28 protein-coding genes and 1 other annotated feature are annotated in these 23511 nt (G+C 44.0%); of the genes, 25 read left to right on the top strand and 3 right to left on the bottom strand.

Annotated elements, in window-relative coordinates:
* The first annotated feature begins 8 nt into the window (after nucleotides 1-8).
* The 15 genes from QF06_RS12235 (at nucleotide 9) to rpmA (ending at nucleotide 11732) form a co-directional block, all read left to right on the top strand.
* A complete protein-coding gene (locus tag QF06_RS12235; protein WP_041339279.1) occupies nucleotides 9-1301 on the top strand; it encodes a bifunctional folylpolyglutamate synthase/dihydrofolate synthase in 1293 nt (430 codons plus the stop codon).
* 139 nt (nucleotides 1302-1440) lie between these two features.
* Entirely contained in the window at nucleotides 1441-2187 is a 747-nt protein-coding gene (locus QF06_RS12230) for a prepilin peptidase (protein WP_080332541.1), read from the top strand.
* A 133-nt stretch (nucleotides 2188-2320) separates the two neighbouring features.
* Nucleotides 2321-3319: a stage II sporulation protein SpoIIB gene (gene spoIIB, locus QF06_RS12225; RefSeq protein WP_041850181.1), complete on the top strand. Its 999-nt coding sequence runs from the start codon at nucleotides 2321-2323 to the stop codon at nucleotides 3317-3319.
* Nucleotides 3320-3472: 153 nt separating this feature from the next.
* Nucleotides 3473-4042 carry a Maf family nucleotide pyrophosphatase gene (locus QF06_RS12220; protein WP_004398496.1) on the top strand — a complete coding sequence of 190 codons (570 nt, stop codon included), beginning with the start codon at nucleotides 3473-3475 and terminating at the stop codon, nucleotides 4040-4042.
* 36 nt (nucleotides 4043-4078) lie between these two features.
* Nucleotides 4079-4774: a RadC family protein gene (gene radC / locus QF06_RS12215; RefSeq protein ID WP_041850180.1), complete on the top strand. Its 696-nt coding sequence runs from the start codon at nucleotides 4079-4081 to the stop codon at nucleotides 4772-4774.
* 91 nt (nucleotides 4775-4865) lie between these two features.
* Complete coding sequence (gene mreB / locus QF06_RS12210) at nucleotides 4866-5879, top strand: cell shape-determining protein MreB (protein WP_003229650.1); 1014 nt, start codon at nucleotides 4866-4868, stop codon at nucleotides 5877-5879.
* A gap of 30 nt (nucleotides 5880-5909) precedes the next feature.
* Nucleotides 5910-6782: a rod shape-determining protein MreC gene (mreC, locus tag QF06_RS12205; RefSeq protein WP_009967915.1), complete on the top strand. Its 873-nt coding sequence runs from the start codon at nucleotides 5910-5912 to the stop codon at nucleotides 6780-6782.
* Nucleotides 6779-7297, top strand: coding sequence for a rod shape-determining protein MreD (gene mreD / locus QF06_RS12200; RefSeq protein ID WP_004398811.1), 519 nt, complete (start codon nucleotides 6779-6781; stop codon nucleotides 7295-7297). Before mreC ends, mreD begins: the two co-directional genes overlap by 4 nt.
* 52 nt (nucleotides 7298-7349) lie before the next feature.
* Nucleotides 7350-8030: a septum site-determining protein MinC gene (gene minC / locus QF06_RS12195; protein ID WP_004398901.1), complete on the top strand. Its 681-nt coding sequence runs from the start codon at nucleotides 7350-7352 to the stop codon at nucleotides 8028-8030.
* Between the two features lies 1 nt (nucleotide 8031).
* On the top strand, nucleotides 8032-8838 hold the full coding sequence (gene minD / locus QF06_RS12190; RefSeq protein ID WP_004398624.1) for a septum site-determining protein MinD: 807 nt from the start codon (nucleotides 8032-8034) through the stop codon (nucleotides 8836-8838).
* 147 nt (nucleotides 8839-8985) lie between these two features.
* On the top strand, nucleotides 8986-9780 hold the full coding sequence (gene spoIVFA, locus QF06_RS12185) for a stage IV sporulation protein SpoIVFA (RefSeq protein WP_029727118.1): 795 nt from the start codon (nucleotides 8986-8988) through the stop codon (nucleotides 9778-9780).
* A complete protein-coding gene (gene spoIVFB, locus QF06_RS12180; protein WP_004398649.1) occupies nucleotides 9773-10639 on the top strand; it encodes a stage IV sporulation intramembrane metalloprotease SpoIVFB in 867 nt (288 codons plus the stop codon). The genes spoIVFA and spoIVFB overlap by 8 nt, the downstream gene beginning before the upstream one ends.
* Nucleotides 10640-10696: 57 nt before the next feature.
* Nucleotides 10697-10772, top strand: a sequence feature (ribosomal protein L21 leader region).
* A gap of 13 nt (nucleotides 10773-10785) precedes the next feature.
* Entirely contained in the window at nucleotides 10786-11094 is a 309-nt protein-coding gene (rplU, locus tag QF06_RS12175; protein WP_003229668.1) for a 50S ribosomal protein L21, read from the top strand.
* Between the two features lie 2 nt (nucleotides 11095-11096).
* A complete protein-coding gene (locus QF06_RS12170) occupies nucleotides 11097-11435 on the top strand; it encodes a ribosomal-processing cysteine protease Prp (protein WP_003229669.1) in 339 nt (112 codons plus the stop codon).
* Between the two features lie 12 nt (nucleotides 11436-11447).
* Complete coding sequence (gene rpmA / locus QF06_RS12165) at nucleotides 11448-11732, top strand: 50S ribosomal protein L27 (RefSeq protein WP_003222623.1); 285 nt, start codon at nucleotides 11448-11450, stop codon at nucleotides 11730-11732.
* Nucleotides 11733-11852: 120 nt separating this feature from the next.
* Here rpmA and QF06_RS21880 read toward each other — a convergent pair whose 3' ends face one another.
* Complete coding sequence (locus QF06_RS21880; protein ID WP_003229671.1) at nucleotides 11853-11975, bottom strand: hypothetical protein; 123 nt, start codon at nucleotides 11973-11975, stop codon at nucleotides 11853-11855.
* 77 nt (nucleotides 11976-12052) lie between these two features.
* On the opposite strand from QF06_RS21880, the gene spo0B reads away from it, so the two are divergent.
* Genes spo0B through pheA form a run of 4 tightly spaced genes read left to right on the top strand, consistent with a single transcriptional unit; the run spans nucleotide 12053 to nucleotide 15329 of the window.
* A complete protein-coding gene (gene spo0B / locus QF06_RS12160) occupies nucleotides 12053-12631 on the top strand; it encodes a sporulation initiation phosphotransferase Sop0B (protein ID WP_004399131.1) in 579 nt (192 codons plus the stop codon).
* A gap of 33 nt (nucleotides 12632-12664) precedes the next feature.
* Nucleotides 12665-13951 (top strand): GTPase ObgE, encoded by a 1287-nt coding sequence (obgE, locus tag QF06_RS12155; protein ID WP_003229675.1) that lies wholly within the window; start codon nucleotides 12665-12667, stop codon nucleotides 13949-13951.
* Nucleotides 13952-14011: 60 nt separating this feature from the next.
* A complete protein-coding gene (gene thrR / locus QF06_RS12150) occupies nucleotides 14012-14455 on the top strand; it encodes a transcriptional regulator ThrR (protein ID WP_003222630.1) in 444 nt (147 codons plus the stop codon).
* A 16-nt stretch (nucleotides 14456-14471) separates the two neighbouring features.
* Nucleotides 14472-15329, top strand: coding sequence for a prephenate dehydratase (pheA, locus tag QF06_RS12145; protein ID WP_041351759.1), 858 nt, complete (start codon nucleotides 14472-14474; stop codon nucleotides 15327-15329).
* Between the two features lie 23 nt (nucleotides 15330-15352).
* Here pheA and QF06_RS12140 read toward each other — a convergent pair whose 3' ends face one another.
* Together QF06_RS12140 and nifS are read right to left on the bottom strand one after the other, a co-directional pair.
* Complete coding sequence (locus QF06_RS12140; RefSeq protein WP_004398582.1) at nucleotides 15353-15895, bottom strand: transcription repressor NadR; 543 nt, start codon at nucleotides 15893-15895, stop codon at nucleotides 15353-15355.
* Entirely contained in the window at nucleotides 15855-17042 is a 1188-nt protein-coding gene (gene nifS, locus QF06_RS12135) for a cysteine desulfurase NifS (protein WP_041850179.1), read from the bottom strand. The genes QF06_RS12140 and nifS overlap by 41 nt, the downstream gene beginning before the upstream one ends.
* 102 nt (nucleotides 17043-17144) lie before the next feature.
* Between nifS and nadB the strand changes: the two genes are divergently transcribed.
* The 6 genes from nadB to QF06_RS12105 all read left to right on the top strand — a co-directional run bounded on the left by nadB (nucleotide 17145) and on the right by QF06_RS12105 (nucleotide 23505).
* The gene (gene nadB, locus QF06_RS12130; protein WP_041850178.1) at nucleotides 17145-18740 is read left to right on the top strand and encodes an L-aspartate oxidase; all 1596 of its coding nucleotides are present in this window, start codon (nucleotides 17145-17147) and stop codon (nucleotides 18738-18740) included.
* Complete coding sequence (nadC, locus tag QF06_RS12125; protein WP_041850177.1) at nucleotides 18694-19563, top strand: carboxylating nicotinate-nucleotide diphosphorylase; 870 nt, start codon at nucleotides 18694-18696, stop codon at nucleotides 19561-19563. The genes nadB and nadC overlap by 47 nt, the downstream gene beginning before the upstream one ends.
* Nucleotides 19550-20656 carry a quinolinate synthase NadA gene (nadA, locus tag QF06_RS12120; protein WP_041850176.1) on the top strand — a complete coding sequence of 369 codons (1107 nt, stop codon included), beginning with the start codon at nucleotides 19550-19552 and terminating at the stop codon, nucleotides 20654-20656. The genes nadC and nadA overlap by 14 nt, the downstream gene beginning before the upstream one ends.
* Before the next feature lie 116 nt (nucleotides 20657-20772).
* Nucleotides 20773-21936 (top strand): spore coat assembly protein SafA, encoded by a 1164-nt coding sequence (gene safA, locus QF06_RS12115; protein ID WP_021480233.1) that lies wholly within the window; start codon nucleotides 20773-20775, stop codon nucleotides 21934-21936.
* A gap of 147 nt (nucleotides 21937-22083) precedes the next feature.
* Nucleotides 22084-22680 (top strand): spore germination protein SgpA, encoded by a 597-nt coding sequence (gene sgpA / locus QF06_RS12110; RefSeq protein WP_038829633.1) that lies wholly within the window; start codon nucleotides 22084-22086, stop codon nucleotides 22678-22680.
* A gap of 102 nt (nucleotides 22681-22782) precedes the next feature.
* The gene (locus QF06_RS12105) at nucleotides 22783-23505 is read left to right on the top strand and encodes a YebC/PmpR family DNA-binding transcriptional regulator (protein ID WP_041339264.1); all 723 of its coding nucleotides are present in this window, start codon (nucleotides 22783-22785) and stop codon (nucleotides 23503-23505) included.
* Nucleotides 23506-23511: the final 6 nt, after the last annotated feature.

Here is a 23511-nt window from a genome sequence, read left to right as displayed (position 1 = left end):
GATTATCATTGTTTACTGCATATCAAGATGCGCGCAGCTGGATTCACGGGAGGCTAAAATTCGGGGTGAAGCCCGGACTTGGTCGAATGAAACAGCTGATGGCGCGGTTAGGACATCCTGAAAAAAAAATCCGAGCGTTCCACGTCGCAGGAACAAACGGTAAAGGGTCAACTGTCGCTTTTATCCGTTCTATGCTGCAGGAAGCCGGATATACGGTTGGAACATTTACATCGCCTTATATTATTACGTTTAATGAACGGATCAGCGTAAACGGGATACCGATTTCAGATGAGGAATGGACAGCACTCGTCAATCAAATGAAACCGCACGTTGAAGCCCTTGATCAAACGGAATACGGACAGCCGACAGAATTTGAAATTATGACAGCTTGTGCGTTTTTATATTTTGCAGAGTTTCATAAGGTCGATTTTGTTATTTTTGAAACAGGTCTGGGCGGTAGATTCGATTCTACTAATGTGGTTGAACCGCTCTTAACTGTGATTACAAGCATCGGACACGATCATATGAACATTTTGGGAAACACCATTGAAGAAATTGCAGGAGAAAAGGCCGGTATTATTAAAGAAGGTATTCCAATCGTTACAGCAGTTACCCAGCCGGAAGCTTTACAGGTCATCCGCCATGAAGCTCAACGGCATGCTGCGCCGTTCCAGTCATTGCATGATGCATGTGTTATTTTCAATGAAGAGGCTCTGCCTGCAGGAGAACAGTTTTCATTCAAAACGGAAGAGAAATGCTATGAAGATATTCGGACATCTCTGATTGGCACCCATCAAAGACAAAATGCTGCTTTGTCCATTTTGGCTGCGGAGTGGCTCAATAAGGAGAATATCGCCCATATCAGTGACGAAGCGTTAAGGAGCGGGCTTGTGAAGGCTGCTTGGCCGGGAAGGTTAGAGCTTGTTCAGGAACATCCTCCGGTATATTTAGACGGTGCGCATAACGAAGAAGGTGTTGAAAAGCTGGCGGAAACGATGAAGCAGCGTTTCGCCAATTCACGCATTTCTGTGGTGTTTAGCGCGTTAAAGGACAAACCGTATCAGAACATGATTAAAAGACTGGAAACCATTGCTCATGCGATTCATTTTGCTTCTTTTGATTTCCCGCGTGCTTCCCTTGCAAAAGATCTCTATGATGCAAGTGAAATCAGCAATAAAAGCTGGAGTGAAGATCCAGACGATGTGATCAAATTCATAGAAAGTAAAAAGGGCTCAAATGAAATTGTGCTGATTACCGGATCTCTTTACTTTATTTCTGACATTCGAAAAAGGTTGAAATAAAAGCATCCGGCTCCGGCAGAATCAAAAAAAGATTCTGCCGTTTTTTTTATGTGTAAAATTGAATATCCCCAATTGGAGCTCAGGATGCTCATTTTGCTACAATCCATACCAGAACTCAGTGAGTAAAGGTGTGTTGTCTATGCTATCCATTCTTTTTATCTTCGGGCTGATCCTTGGTTCTTTTTACTATACGGCCGGGTGCCGTATCCCCTTACATCTATCTATTATTGCGCCCCGTTCATCATGCCCGTTTTGCCGGCGGACATTAACTCCTGCAGAATTAATTCCCATCCTGTCATTCCTATTTCAAAAAGGTAAATGTAAAAGCTGCGGGCATAGGATTTCTTTTATGTATCCCGCAGCAGAGCTTGTGACAGCGTGTTTATTTGCCGCCGCAGGAATACGCTTTGGCACGTCGCTGGAACTGTTTCCCGCTGTGGTGTTTATCTCTCTTCTCATTATTGTTGCAGTGACAGATATTCATTTTATGCTGATTCCAAATCGAATATTGATTTTCTTTCTTCCCTTTTTGGCGGCCGCGAGATTGATTTCTCCGCTTGATACCTGGTATGCAGGCCTGTTAGGTGCGGCAGCCGGATTTCTGTTTCTGGCTGTAATTGCCGCAATCACCCATGGGGGAGTAGGGGGAGGAGATATTAAATTATTTGCGGTGATTGGCTTTGTGCTTGGTGTGAAGATGCTGGCAGCTGCCTTTTTCTTTTCTGTTTTGATAGGTGCATTATATGGAGCGGCAGCTGTTCTGACTGGTAGACTCGCTAAAAGGCAGCCGCTTCCCTTCGCCCCCGCTATAGCCGCAGGGAGCATTTTAGCCTATTTATACGGTGACTCTATCATTTCTTTTTATATCAAAATGGCATTGGGCTGACTGCTGAAAAATTTGACGAACGTTTTTTGGACAAGGCGACAAAAGTCTTGTTCTTTTTTTCTTTGCCTGTGCTAAAGTGTGTAGCATGAAAAGCCGACAAGAACGGTCAAGCAAATGAAGGGAGGAAGCGGAATTGAAAAAAAGAAAGAATAAAAAAAACAGTAAAGCCGCAGAAAAAGCCCTCAAGGTGACGATTAATGGAAAAGAAGAGACGGTTTACGAACAAGAGACGCCTGAGACAGAGGCGAATAAAAGCATGACATTTTCAAATTGGGAGGAAAAAAGACAGGCAGAACAAGAGGTTGCGGCATCCCAGGAACACCCTGATGAAGATGAATTCAATTGGGATTCCGAGGAGGACAAGGTGTTTAAAGAGGACCCTAAAGTTGTTCCTCCTTTTCAAAAGAAAAAAACAAAGCTTTATGCAAAAGGAAAGACCGGGGCTGCCAAACCGGTAAAAAGAGTGGCTGCGACGATTGCCTTCGCGGCTGTCATTGGCACTGGATTAGGGCTATTCGCGTTAAGCATATCGGGGAATAAAGAAGCGTCAGCACCGGCCTCTTTAGAGGATTCTCTGGGCAGCCAAACGGCAAAAGCCGGAGATACTTCTGCTGATAAACAAACCTCAGGCACAGAAAAACAAGCGGCGCAAACTGAAGGTACATATAAAACATACGCTGTACAAGCCGGAAAATTTTCAAATGAAAAGGGTGCCGAAACGTTAACAGAACAATTGACCGAAAAAGGATATTCCGCCGTGTCACTGTCAAAGGATGACGGGTATACGTATGTCATCGCGGGCTTAGCCAGTGATAAGGATGTCTCACAGCAGTTAGGACAGGTTTTAATCGACAGTGATTTTGAAGCCTGGGGAGGCAAGGAGCTTTCCTTATCAATAGAGTCAGATATGACAGATTCTTTTAAGGAAACAGCGGAGCTTGCAGCAAAGGCGATTCTCGGCGAAGACATTACAAAAGCGAGTGTAGAGAAAATAGAAAAGTCTCTTGGTGAAACAAAAGCGTCAGAAACAGGAGAGAAAAAAGCGATTTTGCAGGCTTTAAAGGAATTAGAGGATCCAAGTGCTGAAGCCGGATGGAAGGCTCAGCAGGAGCTGTTAGCCGTCGTTAAATAAGAGATAGTGCCCTGAGCCTTCGTCCTTTTAGTGACAGGCTTTTTTTATTTTGTCATGAAAAAGTTATTTTTCTGAAATTGTGACAAGCCTCGTGATTTGGTAGGATAAACGAGTATCTTTTTTTCTTAAGCAAACCCTGAAAGGATGACGAACATGACAAAACCGCTAATACTTGCATCCCAATCTCCGCGCAGGAAAGAACTCCTCGATCTTCTCCAGCTGCCCTACTCCATTATTGTCAGTGAAGTAGAAGAAAAATTAAATCGAAACTTTTCACCAGAAGAAAACGTCCAATGGTTGGCAAAACAAAAAGCTAAGGCTGTAGCTGATCTCCACCCGCATGCAATCGTTATCGGTGCTGATACAATGGTATGCCTTGACGGCGAATGCCTTGGCAAACCGCAGGATCAAGAAGAAGCTGCTTCTATGCTGCGGAGGCTTTCAGGCCGAAGTCACTCAGTAATAACCGCGGTCAGCATTCAAGCTGAAAATCACAGCGAGACTTTTTATGATAAGACAGAAGTTGCGTTTTGGTCCCTCAGTGAAGAAGAGATTTGGACATATATTGAAACAAAAGAGCCGATGGATAAAGCAGGTGCATACGGCATCCAAGGAAGAGGCGCGCTTTTTGTAAAGAAAATAGACGGAGATTATTATTCAGTCATGGGCCTTCCTATATCAAAAACAATGAGAGCTCTTCGCCATTTTGATATAAGGGCATGACGGTTCTATAAACGGGAAGGGAAAGAAAAGGAGTGCTTGGTCATACAAGATCTGCCATTAAAACTCAAAGATTTCCCAATGAAAGAAAAGCCAAGAGAACGGCTCCTGAAAGTCGGAGCCGAGAACTTAGCGAATCATGAACTTTTGGCTATATTATTGCGGACAGGGACTAAACACGAATCTGTTTTGGACCTGTCAAACCGGCTGCTGCGCTCATTTGACGGGCTGCGTCTGCTCAAGGAAGCATCGGTTGAAGAGCTGTCAAGCATCCCGGGAATCGGTATGGTAAAAGCGATTCAAATACTGGCTACAGTTGAGCTTGGAAGCCGGATTCATAAATTAGCCAACGAAGAACATTTCGTTATTCGCTCCCCGGAAGACGGCGCTAATCTTGTCATGGAGGATATGCGCTTTTTAACCCAGGAGCATTTTGTCTGTTTATACTTAAATACAAAAAATCAAGTCATCCATAAACGCACCGTATTTATCGGAAGCCTGAATTCATCTATTGTCCACCCGCGAGAGGTGTTTAAAGAAGCGTTTAAACGATCTGCCGCTTCCTTTATCTGTGTTCATAATCATCCTTCTGGAGATCCGACGCCGAGCAGGGAAGATATTGAAGTGACAAGACGGCTGTTTGAATGCGGAAACCTGATTGGCATCGAGCTGCTTGACCATTTGGTGATCGGGGATAAAAAATTTGTGAGTTTAAAGGAAAAAGGATATTTGTAACACTTTTTTTTTCGTCGAATTAAGCTATAATAGAGTTTATGAGTTTTTCCCTTTAGGGTATTTTTGCTTTAAGAAAGGAAGATACATACATATGTTTGGAATTGGTGCTAGAGACCTTGGTATAGATCTTGGAACTGCGAATACGCTTGTTTTTGTAAAAGGAAAAGGAATTGTTGTGAGAGAGCCGTCAGTTGTCGCTTTGCAGACGGATACGAAATCGATTGTCGCTGTCGGAAATGATGCGAAAAATATGATTGGACGGACACCGGGCAACGTGGTGGCTCTTCGCCCGATGAAAGACGGCGTTATCGCTGATTATGAAACAACGGCGACGATGATGAAATATTACATCAATCAGGCCATAAAAAATAAAGGCATGTTTGCCAGAAAACCATATGTAATGGTATGTGTCCCATCAGGCATTACAGCTGTTGAAGAACGCGCTGTTATCGATGCGACAAGACAGGCGGGAGCGCGTGACGCGTATCCGATTGAAGAGCCTTTTGCCGCAGCAATCGGAGCCAATTTGCCAGTTTGGGAACCGACTGGAAGCATGGTTGTTGATATCGGGGGCGGTACGACAGAAGTTGCGATTATTTCCCTCGGAGGCATCGTAACGTCTCAGTCAATCCGTGTAGCCGGTGATGAGATGGATGACGCGATTATCAACTACATCAGAAAAACGTACAATCTGATGATCGGTGACCGTACGGCTGAAGCGATTAAAATGGAAATCGGATCCGCAGAAGCTCCTGAAGAATCCGACAACATGGAAATCCGCGGACGCGATTTGCTGACAGGTTTGCCGAAAACAATTGAAATTACAGGAAAAGAGATTTCTAACGCTCTACGCGACACTGTATCTACAATTGTCGAAGCAGTGAAGAGCACACTCGAAAAAACACCGCCTGAGCTTGCAGCAGATATCATGGACAGAGGTATAGTGTTAACCGGCGGCGGAGCGCTTTTGCGCAATTTGGACAAAGTCATCAGCGAAGAAACAAAAATGCCGGTCCTTATCGCCGAAGACCCGCTTGATTGTGTAGCGATCGGAACAGGGAAAGCACTGGAGCACATCCATCTTTTCAAAGGGAAAACTAGATAATCGGGAGTTCAATAGAAGAGGTGTAACACGATGCCGAATAAGCGGTTAATGCTATTACTTCTGTGTATTATCATATTGGTGGCTATGATTGGATTTTCGCTGAAGGGCGGCCGCAATACCACCTGGCCTGAGAAAGTGATCGGCGATACGACGGGAGTATTTCAAAATATTTTTCATACGCCTGCCGAATTTTTTGCAGGAATATTTGAGAACATCAATGATTTAAAAAACACATACAAAGAAAACGAGCGTCTAAGAGAAAAACTTGACGGACAGACACAATATGAAGCCAAGCTTCAAGAGCTTGAAGAAGAAAACAAATCCTTGCGTGACGAGCTTGGCCATGTCAAATCGATTAAAGATTACAAGCCGATTTTAGCAACGGTCATCGCCAGAAGCCCTGATAACTGGGCGAAACAGGTCACCATTAACAAGGGGACTCAGCAAAACGTAGCGAAAGATATGGCCGTTACAAACGAAAAAGGCGCATTAATCGGCAAGATCAAAAGCTCCGGACTTAACAATTTTACGTCTGCTGTTCAGCTTTTAAGCGATACTGACCGCAATAACAGAGTCGCGACAAAAATTTCCGGAAAAAAAGGCAGCAAAGGCTACGGCTTGATCGAAGGATATGACAAAGAGAAAAAACGTCTTAAGATGACAATTATTGAGCGTAAGGATAAACAAGACGTGAAAAAAGGCGATCTTATTGAAACATCAGGGACAGGCGGTGTTTTCCCAGAAGGGCTGACAATCGGTGAAGTGACTGATATCGAGTCAGATTCCTATGGATTAACGAAGGTTGCTTATGTAAAACCCGCGGCTGACCTTACAGATTTAAATAATGTGATCGTTGTTAACCGTGACGTGCCGACTGTCGATACAGAGGAGGAAGGATCGTGAAACGTTTCCTTCTCCCTTTCGTTATGATGCTTGTTTTTTCTGCGGAAAGCATTTTTACAGATTTGGTGCATTTTCCTTTCGTTACAGATGACCAAGTGCTCGCCCCGCGTTTTTTGATGCTTGTATTGATATTCATGTCGGCTTTTATCAACCAAAAACACGCGATGATTTACGGATTTATTTTTGGTTTTCTATATGACATGAACTATACAAGTCTATTAGGCGTTTACATGTTTGGTTTTGCAGGGCTATGCTATTTGGCTTCAAAAGCGTTTAAAGTGTTACATACAAACGCATTTGTAGTGATATTGATAGCAGTTCTGGCTGTCTGTCTGCTCGAATTTTATGTATTCGGCATTCAGTCTTTGATTCATAAAGACATTATGACGTTTAACGGATTTGTGCTTGACCGGTTTATACCGACAATTTTATTAAATATTGCAGCAGCTCTTATTCTTGTTCTGCCATTTAGATTGTTTTTTATGAGTCTAAAGAAAGAATTGAGAGATGAGTAAAAAGGATTTTATCTTTTTTTGACGAAATGAGTATGTTGTTGAGGTGAATATTGTGAAGACCAAAAAGCAGCAATATGTAACAATAAAAGGAACAAAGAATGGACTAACATTGCATCTGGATGATGCGTGTTCTTTTGATGAGCTTCTCGATGGTCTTCAGAATATGCTGTCAATTGAACAATATACCGATGGAAAAGGCCAGAAAATCAGCGTTCATGTTAAGCTGGGAAATCGCTTTTTATATAAGGAGCAAGAGGAACAGCTAACCGAATTGATTGCGTCAAAGAAAGATTTGTTTGTTCATTCTATTGACAGTGAAGTCATTACTAAAAAAGAAGCACAGCAGATAAGAGAGGAAGCCGAAATTATTTCTGTTTCAAAAATTGTCCGTTCAGGCCAAGTGCTGCAGGTAAAAGGCGACTTGCTCCTGATCGGTGACGTGAATCCCGGCGGAACAGTCAGGGCCGGAGGGAACATTTTTGTTCTGGGCTCACTGAAAGGAATCGCGCATGCCGGATTTAATGGAAATAATCAAGCGGTCATCGCCGCCTCTGAAATGCTTCCGACACAATTAAGAATCAATCATGTGTTAAATCGCTCCCCAGACCACATTCAAAAAGGGAACGAAATGGAATGTGCTTATTTAGATACAGACGGAAATATGGTCATTGAACGCCTTCAACATTTGGCTCATTTAAGACCTGATCTAACAAGGCTTGAGGGAGGAATGTGAATTGGGTGAGGCTATCGTAATAACTTCGGGAAAAGGCGGAGTAGGTAAGACAACAACATCTGCGAACCTCGGTACCGCCTTAGCCATTTTAGGGAAGCGCGTATGCTTAGTAGATACTGATATAGGACTGCGCAACCTTGATGTTGTAATGGGTCTTGAAAATAGAATTATTTACGATCTGGTAGACGTTGTAGAGGGCAGATGCAAAATGCATCAGGCGCTCGTAAAAGACAAACGTTTCGATGATCTGCTCTATTTAATGCCCGCTGCTCAAACGAGCGATAAGACAGCTGTTGCTCCTGAACAAATTAAAAACATGGTCCAAGAGCTCAAACAGGAATTTGACTATGTCATCATAGACTGTCCTGCCGGAATCGAGCAAGGGTACAAAAATGCCGTTTCCGGAGCTGATAAAGCGATTGTGGTCACTACGCCTGAAATCTCAGCTGTTCGTGATGCTGACCGTATTATAGGACTGCTGGAGCAAGAGGAAAATATTGAACCGCCGCGGCTCGTTGTAAACAGAATCAGAAATCACCTGATGAAAAACGGTGACACGATGGATATCGATGAAATCGTACAGCATCTGTCGATCGATTTGCTAGGAATCGTGGCTGATGATGATGAAGTCATCAAAGCTTCCAACCATGGTGAACCGATTGCGATGGACCCGAAAAATCGCGCTTCCATTGCATATCGCAATATTGCCCGCCGCATCTTAGGTGAATCTGTTCCTTTACAGGTGCTTGAAGAGCAAAACAAAGGAATGATGGCTAAGATTAAGTCATTTTTCGGAGTAAGATCTTAATGTGATAGAATCAAAGAGAAGAATCTGACAAAGCATATGCTGTGTCAGGTTTTTTGTTTTTGCCTGCTTTGTTCTTGACTAAACCGAATATTTGCCATGGACAAGACATATGATGTACAAACCCAACGAATGCAAAGGATGATGGCAATGAGTCACAGAGCAGATGAAATCAGAAAACGATTAGAGAAAAGAAGAAAGCAGCTTTCCGGCTCAAAACGTTTCTCTACTCAGACAGTTTCTGAAAAGCAGAAACCCCCGTCCTGGGTGATGGTAACGGATCAGGAAAAGCATGGAACACTTCCGGTCTACGAAGATAACATGCCAACATTCAACGGAAAACACCCATTGGTGAAAACAGATTCAATTATCCTGAAATGTCTTCTGTCGGCCTGCCTTGTTCTCGTTTCAGCTATAGCCTATAAAACAAACATTGGACCCGTCAGTCAGATTAAACCCGCCGTAGCCAAAACCTTTGAAACTGAATTTCAATTTGCCTCAGCAAGCCATTGGTTCGAAACCAAATTCGGAAATCCGCTTGCTTTCCTGGCTCCTGAACACAAAAATAAGGAACAGCAAATTGAAGTAGGCAAAGATCTGATCGCGCCTGCATCTGGGAAAGTACAGCAGGATTTTCAGGACAATGGGGAAGGAATTAAAGTCGAAACAAGCAGCGATAAGATTGATAGTGTAAAAGAAGGCTATGTGGTTGAAGTCAGCAAAGACAGCCAGACGGGACTGACGGTTAAGGTGCAGCATGCTGACAACACCTATAGTATCTATGGCGAGCTCAAAGATGTGGATGTTGCTTTATATGATTTTGTGGATAAAGGCAAAAAGCTCGGTTCGATTAAGCTTGATGATCATAATAAAGGGGTCTATTATTTTGCCATGAAAGACGGCGATAAATTTATTGATCCGATTCAGGTGATTACATTTGAATAAATGGCTCGACCTTATCTTAAAGATCCATGTGCATCCTTTTCTTTGGATTATCGCGGCGCTGGGCTTGCTCACAGGCCATATGAAAGCATTATTATGTCTGCTCCTGATTGTATTGATTCATGAGCTGGGGCATGCTGCTCTGGCCGTATTTTTTTCTTGGAGAATCAAGCGTGTTTTTTTGCTGCCGTTTGGGGGAACGGTCGAAGTGGAAGAGCACGGGAATCGGCCGTTAAAGGAAGAGTTTGCAGTCATTATTGCCGGCCCTCTTCAGCACATCTGGCTTCAGTTTGCCGCCTGGATGCTTGCAGAAGTCTCAGTGATTCATCAGCATACCTTTGAACTCTTCACCTTTTATAATCTTTCTATCTTATTTGTCAATTTACTGCCGATCTGGCCGCTGGATGGAGGAAAACTGTTATTTTTGTTGTTTTCCAAACAGCTGCCTTTTCAAAAGGCTCACCGGCTTAATCTAAAAACGTCGCTCTGCTTCTGCCTGTTGCTCGGGTGCTGGGTTTTATTCGTGATTCCTCTGCAGATCAGCGCATGGGTTTTGTTTGTATTTCTGGCTGTTTCCTTGTTTGAGGAATATCGGCAAAGGCACTATATCCATGTGAGGTTTCTCCTCGAAAGGTATTACGGAAAAAACAGGGAGCTTGAGAAACTTCTGCCGCTGACAGTAAAGGCGGAGGATAAAGTCTATCATGTGATGGCCGAGTTCAAACGTGGCTGTAAGCATCCGATTATTATAGAAAAATCAGGCCAAAAGCTCAGCCAGCTTGACGAGAATGAAGTGCTGCACGCTTACTTTGCCGATAAGCGGACGAATTCTTCCATGGAGGAACTGCTTCTGCCCTACTAAAACTGATTGACAAACGCCTTGTATTTTGGTATATTTTTTAATGTTATGGATGTAGCACCATTGCTACAACCGCTCAGTACAGGTGTTAAGAGCTTTTACAGCCCCCTGGTATCTGGCGAGTCTTAGTCTAATAGGAGGTGCAGAGAATGTACGCAATCATTAAAACAGGCGGTAAACAAATCAAAGTTGAAGAAGGCCAAACTGTTTACATCGAAAAACTTGCTGCTGAAGCAGGTGAAACAGTTACTTTTGAAGACGTTTTGTTTGTTGGCGGAGACAACGTGAAAGTCGGCAACCCTACAGTTGAAGGCGCAACAGTAACGGCTAAAGTTGAAAAACAAGGCCGCGCGAAAAAAATCACTGTTTTCAGATACAAACCAAAGAAAAACGTTCATAAAAAACAAGGTCATCGTCAGCCTTACACTAAAGTGACGATTGAAAAAATCAACGCGTAAGCATGATTCAGGCAACAATCAGGAGGTCTCATGATAAAGGCATACTGTCTTTTGAAATGACGGGCCATGCGAATTTTGCTGAACATGGACAAGATCTTGTTTGTGCCGGAGTGACAGCCGTTGTGTTTGGAGCCGTTAACGCGGTCATTGTGCTCGCGGGCTTCGAGCCGCTTCTTGATATAGGGGAGGACGGGGGTTATTTTTATTTTGAATTCCCTGAATCTCTTGATCCAGAGGCACGCCAAAAAGCTCAGCTGCTGATTGAAGGCATGATTGTTTCGCTGGAGACAATCGAACGGGATTACAAAGACAACTTGCGTGTGACCACAAACATAATATAGGAGGTGAGCTACATGCTTAGATTAGATCTTCAGTTTTTCGCTTCTAAAAAAGGAGTAGGTTCTACAAAGAACGGACGTGACTCTGAGGCTAAACGTTTAGGTGCTAAACGTGCTGACGGTCAATTCGTAACAGGCGGTTCTATCCTTTACCGTCAACGCGGAACAAAAATTTACCCAGGTGAAAACGTGGGCCGCGGCGGAGATGACACTCTATTTGCGAAAATCGACGGAACTGTTAAATTCGAACGTTTCGGCCGTGACCGCAAAAAAGTGAGCGTATATCCTGTAGCTCAATAATGATTCAAAAAACTCCGGTCGATGATGACTGGAGTTTTTTTTGCAATATGCGGAGTAAACACCTAGAATGAAATGCAGAGTATGTGCGAGCAGACCCCGCCAAGAATGAGAATAAACATCTCAAACCCACTGGATATGTTCCCCAAGCAGTAATACATAAAATGTTCTGCCTGGCTGCAAATCAACCAAAGCCAGAAAAAAGGAACATGATATTTCTGGGAAAAACAATTGTTTTTCTAACAAAGCCTTCTCTGTTATAATTCATAATACACACTTATACAGACTCCTAAATAAGAAATTAAATGATTGGGAGTGCGAAAATGAAGGATGTTTCAAAAAATCAAGAAGAAAATATAAGCGACACGGCATTAACAAACGAACTGATTCATCTGCTTGGCCATTCCCGGCATGATTGGATGAATAAGCTGCAGCTGATTAAAGGAAACTTAAGCTTACAGAAGTATGACCGTGTCTTTGAAATGATTGAAGAAATGGTTATAGACGCAAAGCACGAATCAAAGCTCTCAAACCTGAAAACACCGCATTTGGCGTTTGATTTTCTTACGTTTAATTGGAAAACCCATTATATGACGCTTGAATATGAAGTTCTCGGAGAAATTAAGGATTTGTCGGCTTATGATCAAAAGCTGGCGAAACTGATGAGAAAGCTGTTTCATCTGTTTGATCAAGCAGTCAGCAGAGAGAGTGAAAATCATTTAACGGTTTCGCTTCAAACGGATCATCCTGACAGACAGCTGATTCTGTACCTTGATTTTCACGGCGCCTTTGCCGATCCATCTGCTTTTGATGATATTCGGCAGAATGGATATGAGGACGTTGATATCATGCGTTTTGAAATCACGAGTCACGAATGTCTGATTGAAATTGGGTTGGACTAGCGGAGTTTTTAACGGTTTAGAACGGAGGACATTATGTTTGTAGATCAGGTCAAAGTATATGTAAAAGGCGGCGACGGCGGCAACGGTATGGTTGCGTTTCGCCGTGAAAAATATGTGCCGAAAGGCGGCCCTGCCGGCGGTGACGGAGGAAAGGGAGGAGACGTCGTTTTTGAAGTAGATGAAGGTCTCCGCACCCTGATGGATTTTAGATACAAAAAACACTTTAAAGCGATTCGCGGCGAGCATGGCATGTCCAAAAACCAGCACGGGCGAAATGCTGATGATATGGTCATTAAAGTTCCGCCGGGCACCGTTGTGACAGACGATGATACAAAACAGGTCATCGCTGATTTAACAGAGCACGGACAGCGGGCTGTCATTGCAAGAGGCGGAAGAGGAGGAAGAGGGAATAGCCGCTTTGCTACACCGGCTAATCCCGCGCCTCAGCTTTCAGAAAACGGCGAGCCGGGAAAAGAACGCTACATTGTTCTTGAATTAAAAGTGCTTGCAGATGTCGGACTTGTCGGGTTCCCGAGTGTGGGAAAATCTACTTTGCTGTCTGTTGTCTCATCTGCAAAACCGAAAATTGCGGACTATCACTTTACAACGCTTGTCCCGAATCTCGGCATGGTTGAAACGGATGACGGACGCAGCTTTGTCATGGCCGATTTGCCGGGGCTGATTGAAGGCGCACACCAAGGCGTCGGACTGGGCCACCAGTTTTTGCGCCATATTGAACGGACGAGGGTTATTGTTCACGTCATTGACATGTCAGGCTTAGAAGGCCGCGATCCGTATGAGGATTATCTTACGATTAACCAGGAGCTGAGCGAGTACAATCTGCGTCTCACCGAGCGTCCGCAAATTATCGTTGCAAATAAAATGGACATGCCGGAGGCTGCGGAAAATCTCGAAGCCTTTAAAGAAAAGCTGACGGATGATTATCCAGTATTCCCGATCAGTGCGGTGACAAGAGAAGGTCTGCGTGAGCTTCTGTTTGAGGTTGCTAATCAGCTTGAGAACACACCGGAATTCCCGCTGTATGACGAGGAAGAGCTTACACAAAACCGTGTCATGTACACAATGGAAAATGAAGAAGTGCCATTTAACATTACACGCGATCCAGACGGTGTATTTGTGCTTTCAGGAGACAGCCTTGAGCGGTTATTCAAGATGACTGATTTCTCACGTGATGAATCGGTTAAACGGTTTGCAAGACAGATGCGCGGAATGGGTGTTGATGAAGCACTCAGAGAACGCGGAGCCAAGGATGGAGATATAATCAGGCTTCTGGAATTTGAATTTGAATTTATTGATTAATGAATGTTGGCTGAAAAGAGAGCCTGGTGTCAGGCTCTCTATTTTAAAGGGGGGATGCAAATGAAAGAGGAGACATTTTATCTTGTCCGTGAAGATGTATTGCCCGATGCAATGAGAAAAACATTGGAAGTCAAAAAGCTGCTTGATCGAAAAAAAGCAGATTCAGTAGCAGATGCCGTTCAAAAGGTCGATTTAAGCAGAAGTGCGTTTTATAAATACAGAGATGCTGTTTTTCCATTCTACACCATGGTAAAAGAACAAATTATCACACTTTTCTTTCATTTAGAGGATAGGTCAGGTGCGTTATCTCAGCTTCTTCAGGCGGTAGCTGATTCTGGAAGCAACGTTCTTTCCATTCATCAGACCATTCCGCTTCAAGGCAGAGCAAATGTGACACTGTCTATCAGTACGTCGGCAATGGAAGAAGACATTCATACATTAATGAATAAGCTCAGGAAGTTTGATTTTGTAGAAAAGGTTGAAATATTAGGTTCAGGTGCATAAGGGAGAGAAAATCGTCATGAAAGTCGGTTATTTAGGTCCAGCAGCTACATTTACACATCTAGCAGTCAGTTCTTGTTTTCAAAACGGCGCCGAACATGTTGCTTACCGCACCATTCCGGAGTGTATAGATGCAGCCGTTGCAGGCGAAGTTGATTTTGCTTTTGTTCCTTTGGAAAATGCTTTAGAAGGATCTGTTAATCTAACAATAGACTATTTAATACATGAACAGCCTTTGCCAATCGTGGGTGAAATGACGTTGCCGATTCATCAGCACTTGCTCGTTCATCCCTCAAGAGAGAATGCATGGAAAGAGCTCGACAGAATTTACTCGCATTCACACGCGATTGCGCAATGCCATAAATTTCTCCATCGACATTTTCCTTCCGTTCCATATGAATACGCCAATTCTACCGGGGCGGCAGCAAAGTTTGTCAGTGACCATCCCGAGCTGAATATCGGGGTCATTGCCAATGATATGGCAGCTTCTACATACGAATTAAAAATCGTGAAACGGGATATACAGGACTATAGGGACAATCATACAAGATTTGTTATCCTGTCTCCTGATGAAAACATATCTTTTGAAGTGAATTCAAAATTGAGTTCTAGGCCCAAAACGACCTTAATGGTCATGCTGCCGCAGGATGATCAGTCCGGGGCGCTGCATAGAGTGCTGTCTGCATTTTCTTGGAGAAATTTAAACTTGTCAAAAATTGAGTCACGTCCGACTAAAACCGGATTAGGTCATTATTTCTTTATTATTGATATTGAGAAAGCGTTTGATGATGTATTGATCCCAGGAGCCATGCAGGAGCTTGAAGCGCTCGGCTGCAAAGTGAGGCTTCTGGGTGCATACCAGTCTTACCAATTATAAAAAAGCCCTCTAGAGGGCTTTTTTTAGTCTTTAATTAAAATGCCGGCTTCTTCGAGGGCTTGGCAGGCTTGATCGATGCGATGTTCATCAGGTGCTGTCAGTGTATGCAGGTGCACGCCGTCGGTCAGCTGTGATAAGTAGGCAGCATTCGTAGAATTGATTTTTTTGATGAAATGGCTAACTTCTTTCCGGGTGCCTACTTGGATGGCTGCAGTTAAATCTCCGTATACGGGATGCTCGATTTTTACGTCTTTTACTGTAACGCCTTCGTCGACGATGAGCTGCAGTTCCTCTTCTGTCCGTTCAGGACCGTGCAGACATGCTATGATTCTTTCTGCCTGCTGGTGCTGCTGAGCGGCTGCATCCATGTATACATACCCTTGGCTTGTGGCGATAATCGGTACATTTTTCGCTTTCAAGAGCGATATATCCTGTACAATAACCTGTCTTGAGACGTTCGCTTTTTTTGCGAGTTCTCCTCCTGTCAGCGGTGATTTAGATTCCTTCAGCCACAGAAGAAGCTGGTCACGCCTGTTGGCGCCCATTAGCTTTAATTCTTCGGTCAATATCAAATTCTCCTTTCTTTTGTTCCCAAAGCACTGTAAACGTATGTAATAACTGTTCCAGCTGTTCAGCTGTTGTATGCCTGCCAAAAGAGATGCGGATAAATTGCAGAGCTTCTTGTTCGGTTTTTCTTAATGCTTTCATTGTTTCAGACGGACCGTGGTAACCTGCAGAACAAGCGCTGCCGGTTGAAATGCAAATGTTACTCCGATTACATTCTAACATAACATATTGTCCTTCAAATGAGTGAAAAAAACACCCTATAATATGCGGAAGACATTCTGCTTGCGAAGTCTCTGCCGCAAGGGTTACAGGGAGAGACCGAATACGGATTTGGTCTAGAAAGTAAGTTCTTAATGCCTCATTGCGGGATATCTGTTTTTCCATTTCGCTTACGATCAATTCTGCAGCGGCAGTGAAGGCACCGATCCCGGGAACATTTACGGTGCCGGCTCTGAATCCGTATTCATGAGTAGTCAGAGGATAAACTGGTTTCCAAGGGACATCCGGATGGATATAGACCGCCCCTACTCCTTTTGGACCGTGGATTTTATGGCTAGACATTGAGAGTGCATCTACTCCCAGATTTTTTGTATTGATCGGGATCTTTCCAAACGTTTGAACAGCGTCGCAATGAAGAAGAATCCCCTTATTGTGCAGGTATGAAGACAGGCGTTGAATGGGCTGAATGATCCCGGTTTCAGAATTTGCATGCTGAATAGATACAAGGCCTGTTTCCGGCCGGATATGGGCTAGTAATATTTCCTCGGTAATAAGCCCGTATTCATTCGGTTCAATGACTGTTACATCATATCCCTGCTGTTCCAAAAAAGCAGCGCAATTGTGAATGGACTGATGCTCCATGGCAGTTGTAATAAAATGTCTTTTCTTTTTTGGCAGGCCGTTTAGCAATGATTGAATGGCCAGAAAATTGGATTCAGTGCCGCCGCTTGTAAAATAGATGCCGCTTGCTTCTCCGCCAATGATGTTGGCGATTTTTTCACGGCAGTACTCCAGTATGTGCTTTGCTTTTCCTCCTGCATCATGCAGGCTGCTGGCATTTCCGTACATATCCATACTAAGCTTCTGATATACGGTAAGGGCTTCCTCACAAATAGGCGTTGTCGCTGCATAATCTAAATAAATCATCCGGTCTTCCTCCATCCGTTCTCCATAAAAAACTCTTGAGTTTATTTTATCCTTGTGTAAATATAGGTGTCAAGACAGGTGTAAACAACAGGAGGATGGCATATGTCTAAAAAGACGATTGCAGTCATCGGTTCAGGGGCGGCGGCACTTTCCTTAGCTGCAGCTTTCCCGCCCTCATACGAAGTGACTGTTATCACAAAAAAAAGCGTCAAAAACAGCAATTCTGTCTATGCACAAGGCGGGATTGCTGCGGCCTATGCAAAAGATGACTCGATTGAAGCCCATCTGGAGGATACGTTATACGCAGGGTGCGGCCATAATAATCTAGCTATTGCAGCAGACATTTTACATGATGGAAAAATGATGGTTCAAAGCCTATTGGAGCGTGGATTTCCATTCGACCGCAATGAACGAGGCGGTGTTTGTCTTGGAAAAGAAGGGGCCCACTCATACAACCGTATATTTCATGCAGGCGGAGACGCAACAGGCAGGCTGCTTATCGATTATTTGCTCAAACGGATCAACAGCAAAATCAAGTTAATCGAGAATGAAATGGCAGCAGATTTACTTATAGAGGACGGACGATGTATCGGCGTCATGACAAAAGACAGCAAAGGGCGGCTCAAGGTAAGGCACGCAGACGAAGTTGTGCTGGCTGCCGGCGGCTGTGGAAACCTGTTTCTTCACCATACAAATGATCCTACTGTCACAGGTGACGGTCTTTCTCTGGCTTACCGGGCCGGGGCGGAATTAACGGATTTGGAGTTTACTCAGTTTCACCCGACACTGCTTGTGAAAAATGGTGTTTCCTACGGGCTTGTTTCAGAAGCTGTCAGAGGGGAAGGCGGATGTTTAGTAGACGAAAACGGCCGCAGGATTATGGCTGAACGGCATCCTTTAGGTGACCTGGCTCCAAGAGATATTGTCTCACGGGTTATTCACGAAGAAATGGCAAAAGGAAATCGCGTTTATATAGACTTCAGTGCGATTTCTGATTTTGAAACACGTTTCCCTACCATCACCGCTATTTGTGAAAAAGCAGAGGTTGATATTCAAAGCGGAAAAATTCCTGTTGCTCCGGGAATGCATTTCTTAATGGGAGGTGTTTCAGTTAATCGCTGGGGAGAAACGACAGTGCCGGGACTTTATGCGATTGGCGAGACAGCATGCTCCGGTTTACATGGAGCAAACCGGCTTGCAAGCAATTCTTTATTGGAAGCGCTGGTATTTGGAAAAAGGGCAGCAGAGCATATTATCCAAAAACCGGTTTATAACAGGCAATATCAATCAAGGTTAGAAACCAGTGTCGTCTACGAGGTGCCGGATATAGAGGTGCATGAACTGCAAAGCAAAATGACAAGCCACATGTCTATTCTGCGGGAACAAAGCAGTTTGATTGAGCTTAGCATCTGGCTTCATACGCTGCCTTTTCAGGAAGTAAATGTGAAGGATATCACAATTCGGCAGATGGAACTTTCTCATCTATGGCAAACTGCAAAGCTGATGACGTTTTCTGCGCTTTTGCGGGAGGAAAGCAGAGGGGCTCACTTCCGCACCGATTTTCCTCATGCTGAGGTGAGCTGGCAAGGAAGACAAATTGTTCATACAAAAAAAGGAACGAAGATCAGAAAAAACGAGGGGATTTGGAACAATGAATCATTTACAGCTGAAAAAATTACTGAATCACTTTTTTCTTGAGGATATTGGGACAGGGGATCTTACATCGCAGTCTATTTTTGGAGAACAGAGCTGTGAAGCGGAGATTGTTGCAAAGTCAGAGGGTATTTTTGCAGGAGCAGCGATCATAAAAGAAGGCTTTTCGTTATTGGACGAAAATGCTCAAATCATTTTGCACAAAAAAGATGGGGACATGTTGCATAAAGGTGAAGTGATTGCCGAGTTACACGGTCCCGCAGCTGCGCTCCTTTCAGGAGAGCGGGTCGTATTAAATCTTATTCAGAGGCTGTCAGGAATTGCGACAATGACAAGAGAGGCTGTTCGGTGTCTGGATGATGAACAGATTAAAATTTGTGACACGAGAAAAACAACACCGGGGCTCAGAATGCTGGAGAAATATGCTGTCAGAGCCGGCGGTGGGTATAATCATCGATTCGGTTTGTATGACGGCATCATGATTAAAGATAATCATATCGCAGCATGCGGCTCTATTTTAGAGGCGTGCAAAAAAGCCCGTCAGGCCGCAGGGCACATGGTAAATATCGAGGTGGAAATTGAAACGGAGGGACAGCTGCGGGAAGCAATTGCAGCTGGAGCGGATGTTATTATGTTTGACAACTGTCCGCCTGATACGGTCCGTCATTTTGCAAAGCTCACACCGGATCATATAAAAACTGAAGCCTCCGGCGGGATTACGTTAGAATCTTTGCCTGCTTTTAAAGGGACGGGTGTGAATTATATTTCATTAGGATTTCTGACTCATTCCGTCAAAAGTTTAGATATCAGCATGGATGTTACGTTATCAAATGAATCTGTGGAGGAATGCCGTTATGTCAATTCTTGATGTGATCAAACAATCGAATGATATGATGCCCGAAAGTTATAAAGAACTATCGAGAAAGGATATGGAAACGCGCGTTGCCGCCATTAAAAAAAAGTTCGGCAGCAGGCTCTTTATACCAGGCCATCATTATCAAAAGGATGAAGTGATACAATTTGCTGACCAAACAGGCGACTCCCTGCAATTGGCCCAAGTAGCGGAAAAAAACAAAGAAGCGGATTATATCGTATTTTGCGGCGTTCACTTTATGGCAGAAACCGCCGATATGCTGACAAGTGAGCGGCAAACGGTCGTCCTTCCAGATATGAGAGCTGGATGTTCTATGGCTGACATGGCTGACATGCAGCAGACCAATAGGGCATGGAAGAAGCTTCAGCATATATTTGGAGATACGATCATACCTTTAACTTATGTGAACTCCACTGCGGAGATCAAGGCATTCGTCGGAAAGCATGGCGGAGCAACTGTGACTTCTTCGAATGCGAAAAAAGTGCTTGAATGGGCGTTTACACAGAAAAAAAGAATTTTATTTTTGCCTGATCAGCATTTAGGGAGAAATACGGCTTATGATCTGGGCATTGCGCTTGAAGATATGGCTGTGTGGGATCCGATGAAAGATGAATTAGTAGCTGAATCCGGGCATACGAATGTGAAAGTGATTTTGTGGAAAGGGCATTGCTCTGTTCACGAGAAATTCACCACTAAAAATATCAATGATATGAGAGAGCGAGACCCCGACATTCAGATCATTGTGCACCCGGAATGTTCACACGAAGTCGTGACACTAAGCGATGATAACGGATCAACGAAATATATTATCGACACAATCAACCAGGCTCCGGCGGGAAGCAAGTGGGCAATCGGGACAGAAATGAATCTTGTTCAGCGGATCATTCACGAGCATCCAGATAAACAAATCGAATCACTTAACCCTGACATGTGCCCTTGCCTGACAATGAACCGAATTGATTTGCCGCATTTGTTGTGGTCGCTGGAACAAATTGAAAAAGGAGAACCTTCAGGCGTCATCAAAGTGCCAAAAGCCATTCAGGAAGATGCACTCCTTGCCCTGAATCGAATGCTCTCGATCACGTAGATCAGAAATATTTTCCCTTCCTTTACTCATAACTTCTTTTGTTCAGGCATATGTTGTGAAGAAACATATTGTAATCACAGCTGAACTGTTCACGTTTTGCATAGGAGGGGAAAACGTTGAAAATCCATATCGTTCAAAAAGGTGATTCGCTCTGGAAAATAGCTGAAAAGTACGGAGTCGATGTTGAGGAAGTGAAAAAACTCAATACACAGCTTAGCAATCCAGACTTAATCATGCCTGGAATGAAAATAAAAGTGCCGTCAGAAGGAGTGCCGGTCAGAAAAGAGCCAAAAGCGGGCAAAAGTCCTGCGGCCGGGAGTGTGAAGCAAGAACATCCATATGCGAAAGAGAAGCCTAAATCCGTTGTCGATGTAGAAGACACAAAGCCGAAAGAAAAAAAGTCCATGCCGTATGTCCCGCCGATGCCTAATTTGCAGGAAAATGTGTACCCTGAAGCTGATGTGAACGATTATTATGATATGAAACAGCTTTTCCAGCCTTGGTCGCCTCCTAAACCGGAGGAGCCGAAAAAACATCATGACGGAAATATGGATCATATGTATCATATGCAAGACCAATTTCCACAACAGGAGGCTATGAGTAATATGGAAAATGCAAATTATCCGAATATGCCTAATATGCCAAAGGCGCCAGAGGTAGGCGGTGTAGAAGAGGAAAACGTTCATCACACAGTTCCGAATATGCCGATGCCGGCTGTTCAGCCTTATTATCATTATCCGGCTCATTTCGTACCGTGTCCGGTGCCTGTTTCGCCAATTCTTCCAGGATCAGGATTATGCTATCCGTACTATCCGGCACAAGCTTATCCAATGCATCCGATGCATGGATACCAGCCAGGCTTTGTATCGCCTCAGTATGACCCGGGTTATGAAAACCAGCATCATGAAAACAGCCATCACGGACATTACGGTTCATACGGTGCGCCGCAATACGCATCTCCGGCTTATGGATCTCCGTATGGACATATGCCGTATGGTCCTTATTACGGCACTCCCCAAGTAATGGGAGCATACCAGCCTGCTGCGGCTCATGGTTACATGCCATACAAAGATCATGACGACTGCGGCTGTGACGGTGATCATCAGCCATATTTCTCTGCGCCTGGCCATTCGGGAATGGGAGCTTACGGAAGCCCTAATATGCCATATGGCACAGCTAACCCAAATCCAAACCCATATTCGGCAGGAGTTTCTATGCCAATGACGAACCAGCCTTCTGTAAACCAAATGTTTGGCCGGCCGGAAGAAGAAAATGAGTGATCGTTCGGAACGATGTAAATCGTTCCTTTTTTTGTTTTTAAGCAGATCACTGCCAAATGGAGAGAACTGACACGCTTAACATGCCCCCCATACGCACATGATAAAAGCGAGCAAACATGCTCAATTCGTCCACGGGGGGTTTTTCCATTGGGTAAAAAAATGACGATCGCTAGCCTGATTCTAATGACAGCCGGCTTAACAGCATGCGGAGCAAACGATAATGCTATGAATGATACGCGCAATAACGGCAATACCCGTCCAATCGGATATTATACAAATGAAAATGACGCCGATAGACAGGGAGACGGAATCGACCACGATGGTCCTGTTTCTGAATTAATGGAGGATCAGAACGACGGTAACCGAAACACCACGAATGTAAATAACCGTGACCGTGTTACTGCTGACGATCGTGTTCCTTTGGCAACTGACGGAACATATAACAACACGAATAACCGAAACATGAATCGGAATGCAGCGAACAACGGGTATGACAACCAAGAAAACAGAAGACTGGCTGCAAAAATTGCCAACCGTGTGAAACAAGTGAAAAACGTCAATGACACACAAGTTATGGTATCGGATGATCGAGTAGTTATCGCAGTCAGAAGCCATAGAGAGTTCACAAAGTCTGACAGAGATAATGTCGTAAAAGCAGCGCGCAATTATGCAAATGGCCGTGATGTCCAGGTATCAACAGATAAAGGGCTGTTCAGAAAACTTCATAAAATGAACAACCGCTAGGAAGGAAGGGCTGCCGGAAGTGATATTCGGCAGCCTTTTTCTTTGCATCAGCGAACAATTCCCATTAAAGTGTACATAGAAAATGTAAAAGAAGGTGAAAACATGGCAGGCCATTCCAAGTGGAAAAACATTCAAAAAAGAAAAAATGCACAGGATGCAAAGCGCGGCAAAATATTTATGAAGCTTGCAAAAGAAATCTATGTGGCAGCGAAAGAAGGCGGAGCGGATCCAGAAGCAAATTCAGCATTGCGTCTTGTCATCGAAAAAGCAAAAGGCGCCAATATGCCGAATGAAAATATAGATCGGGCCATTAAAAAAGCTGCGGGAGGCCAAGACGGAAGCAGCTATGAAGAAATCACCTATGAAGGCTACGGCCCTTCAGGGATTGCCGTCATGGTTGAATGCGTAACAGATAATAAAAACCGAACGGCGTCAAATGTGCGGACAGCCTTTAATAAAAATGGCGGAAGTCTGGGAGAAAGCGGATGTGTAGCCTTTTTATTTGAACGAAAGGGGTTCATTACGATAGACCGTACTGAACGGCAAATAGAAGAAGATGAGCTCATGCTTGATGTGCTTGAAGCAGGAGGAGAAGAGCTGCGAATTGAAGAAGACCTATATGAGGTTTTCACAGAGCCTGAGCATTTTGAAGAGGTGAAAACAGCCCTCGAATCGAAATATCCAATTTCTTCGGCGGAGGTGACCATGCTTCCCAATACCTATGCAGATGCCGATGATCAGGCTGTTGAGAAGCTGGAAACATTAATAGACATCCTTGAAGATGACGATGATGTTCAAGAAGTGTATACAAACTATCGCTCATAAAAAACC

It is taken from the genome of Bacillus sp. YP1 (genome assembly GCF_000877815.1).
Taxonomy (GTDB): Bacteria; Bacillota; Bacilli; order Bacillales; family Bacillaceae; genus Bacillus; species Bacillus subtilis.
This window is presented reverse-complemented; position numbering and strand designations above follow the sequence as displayed.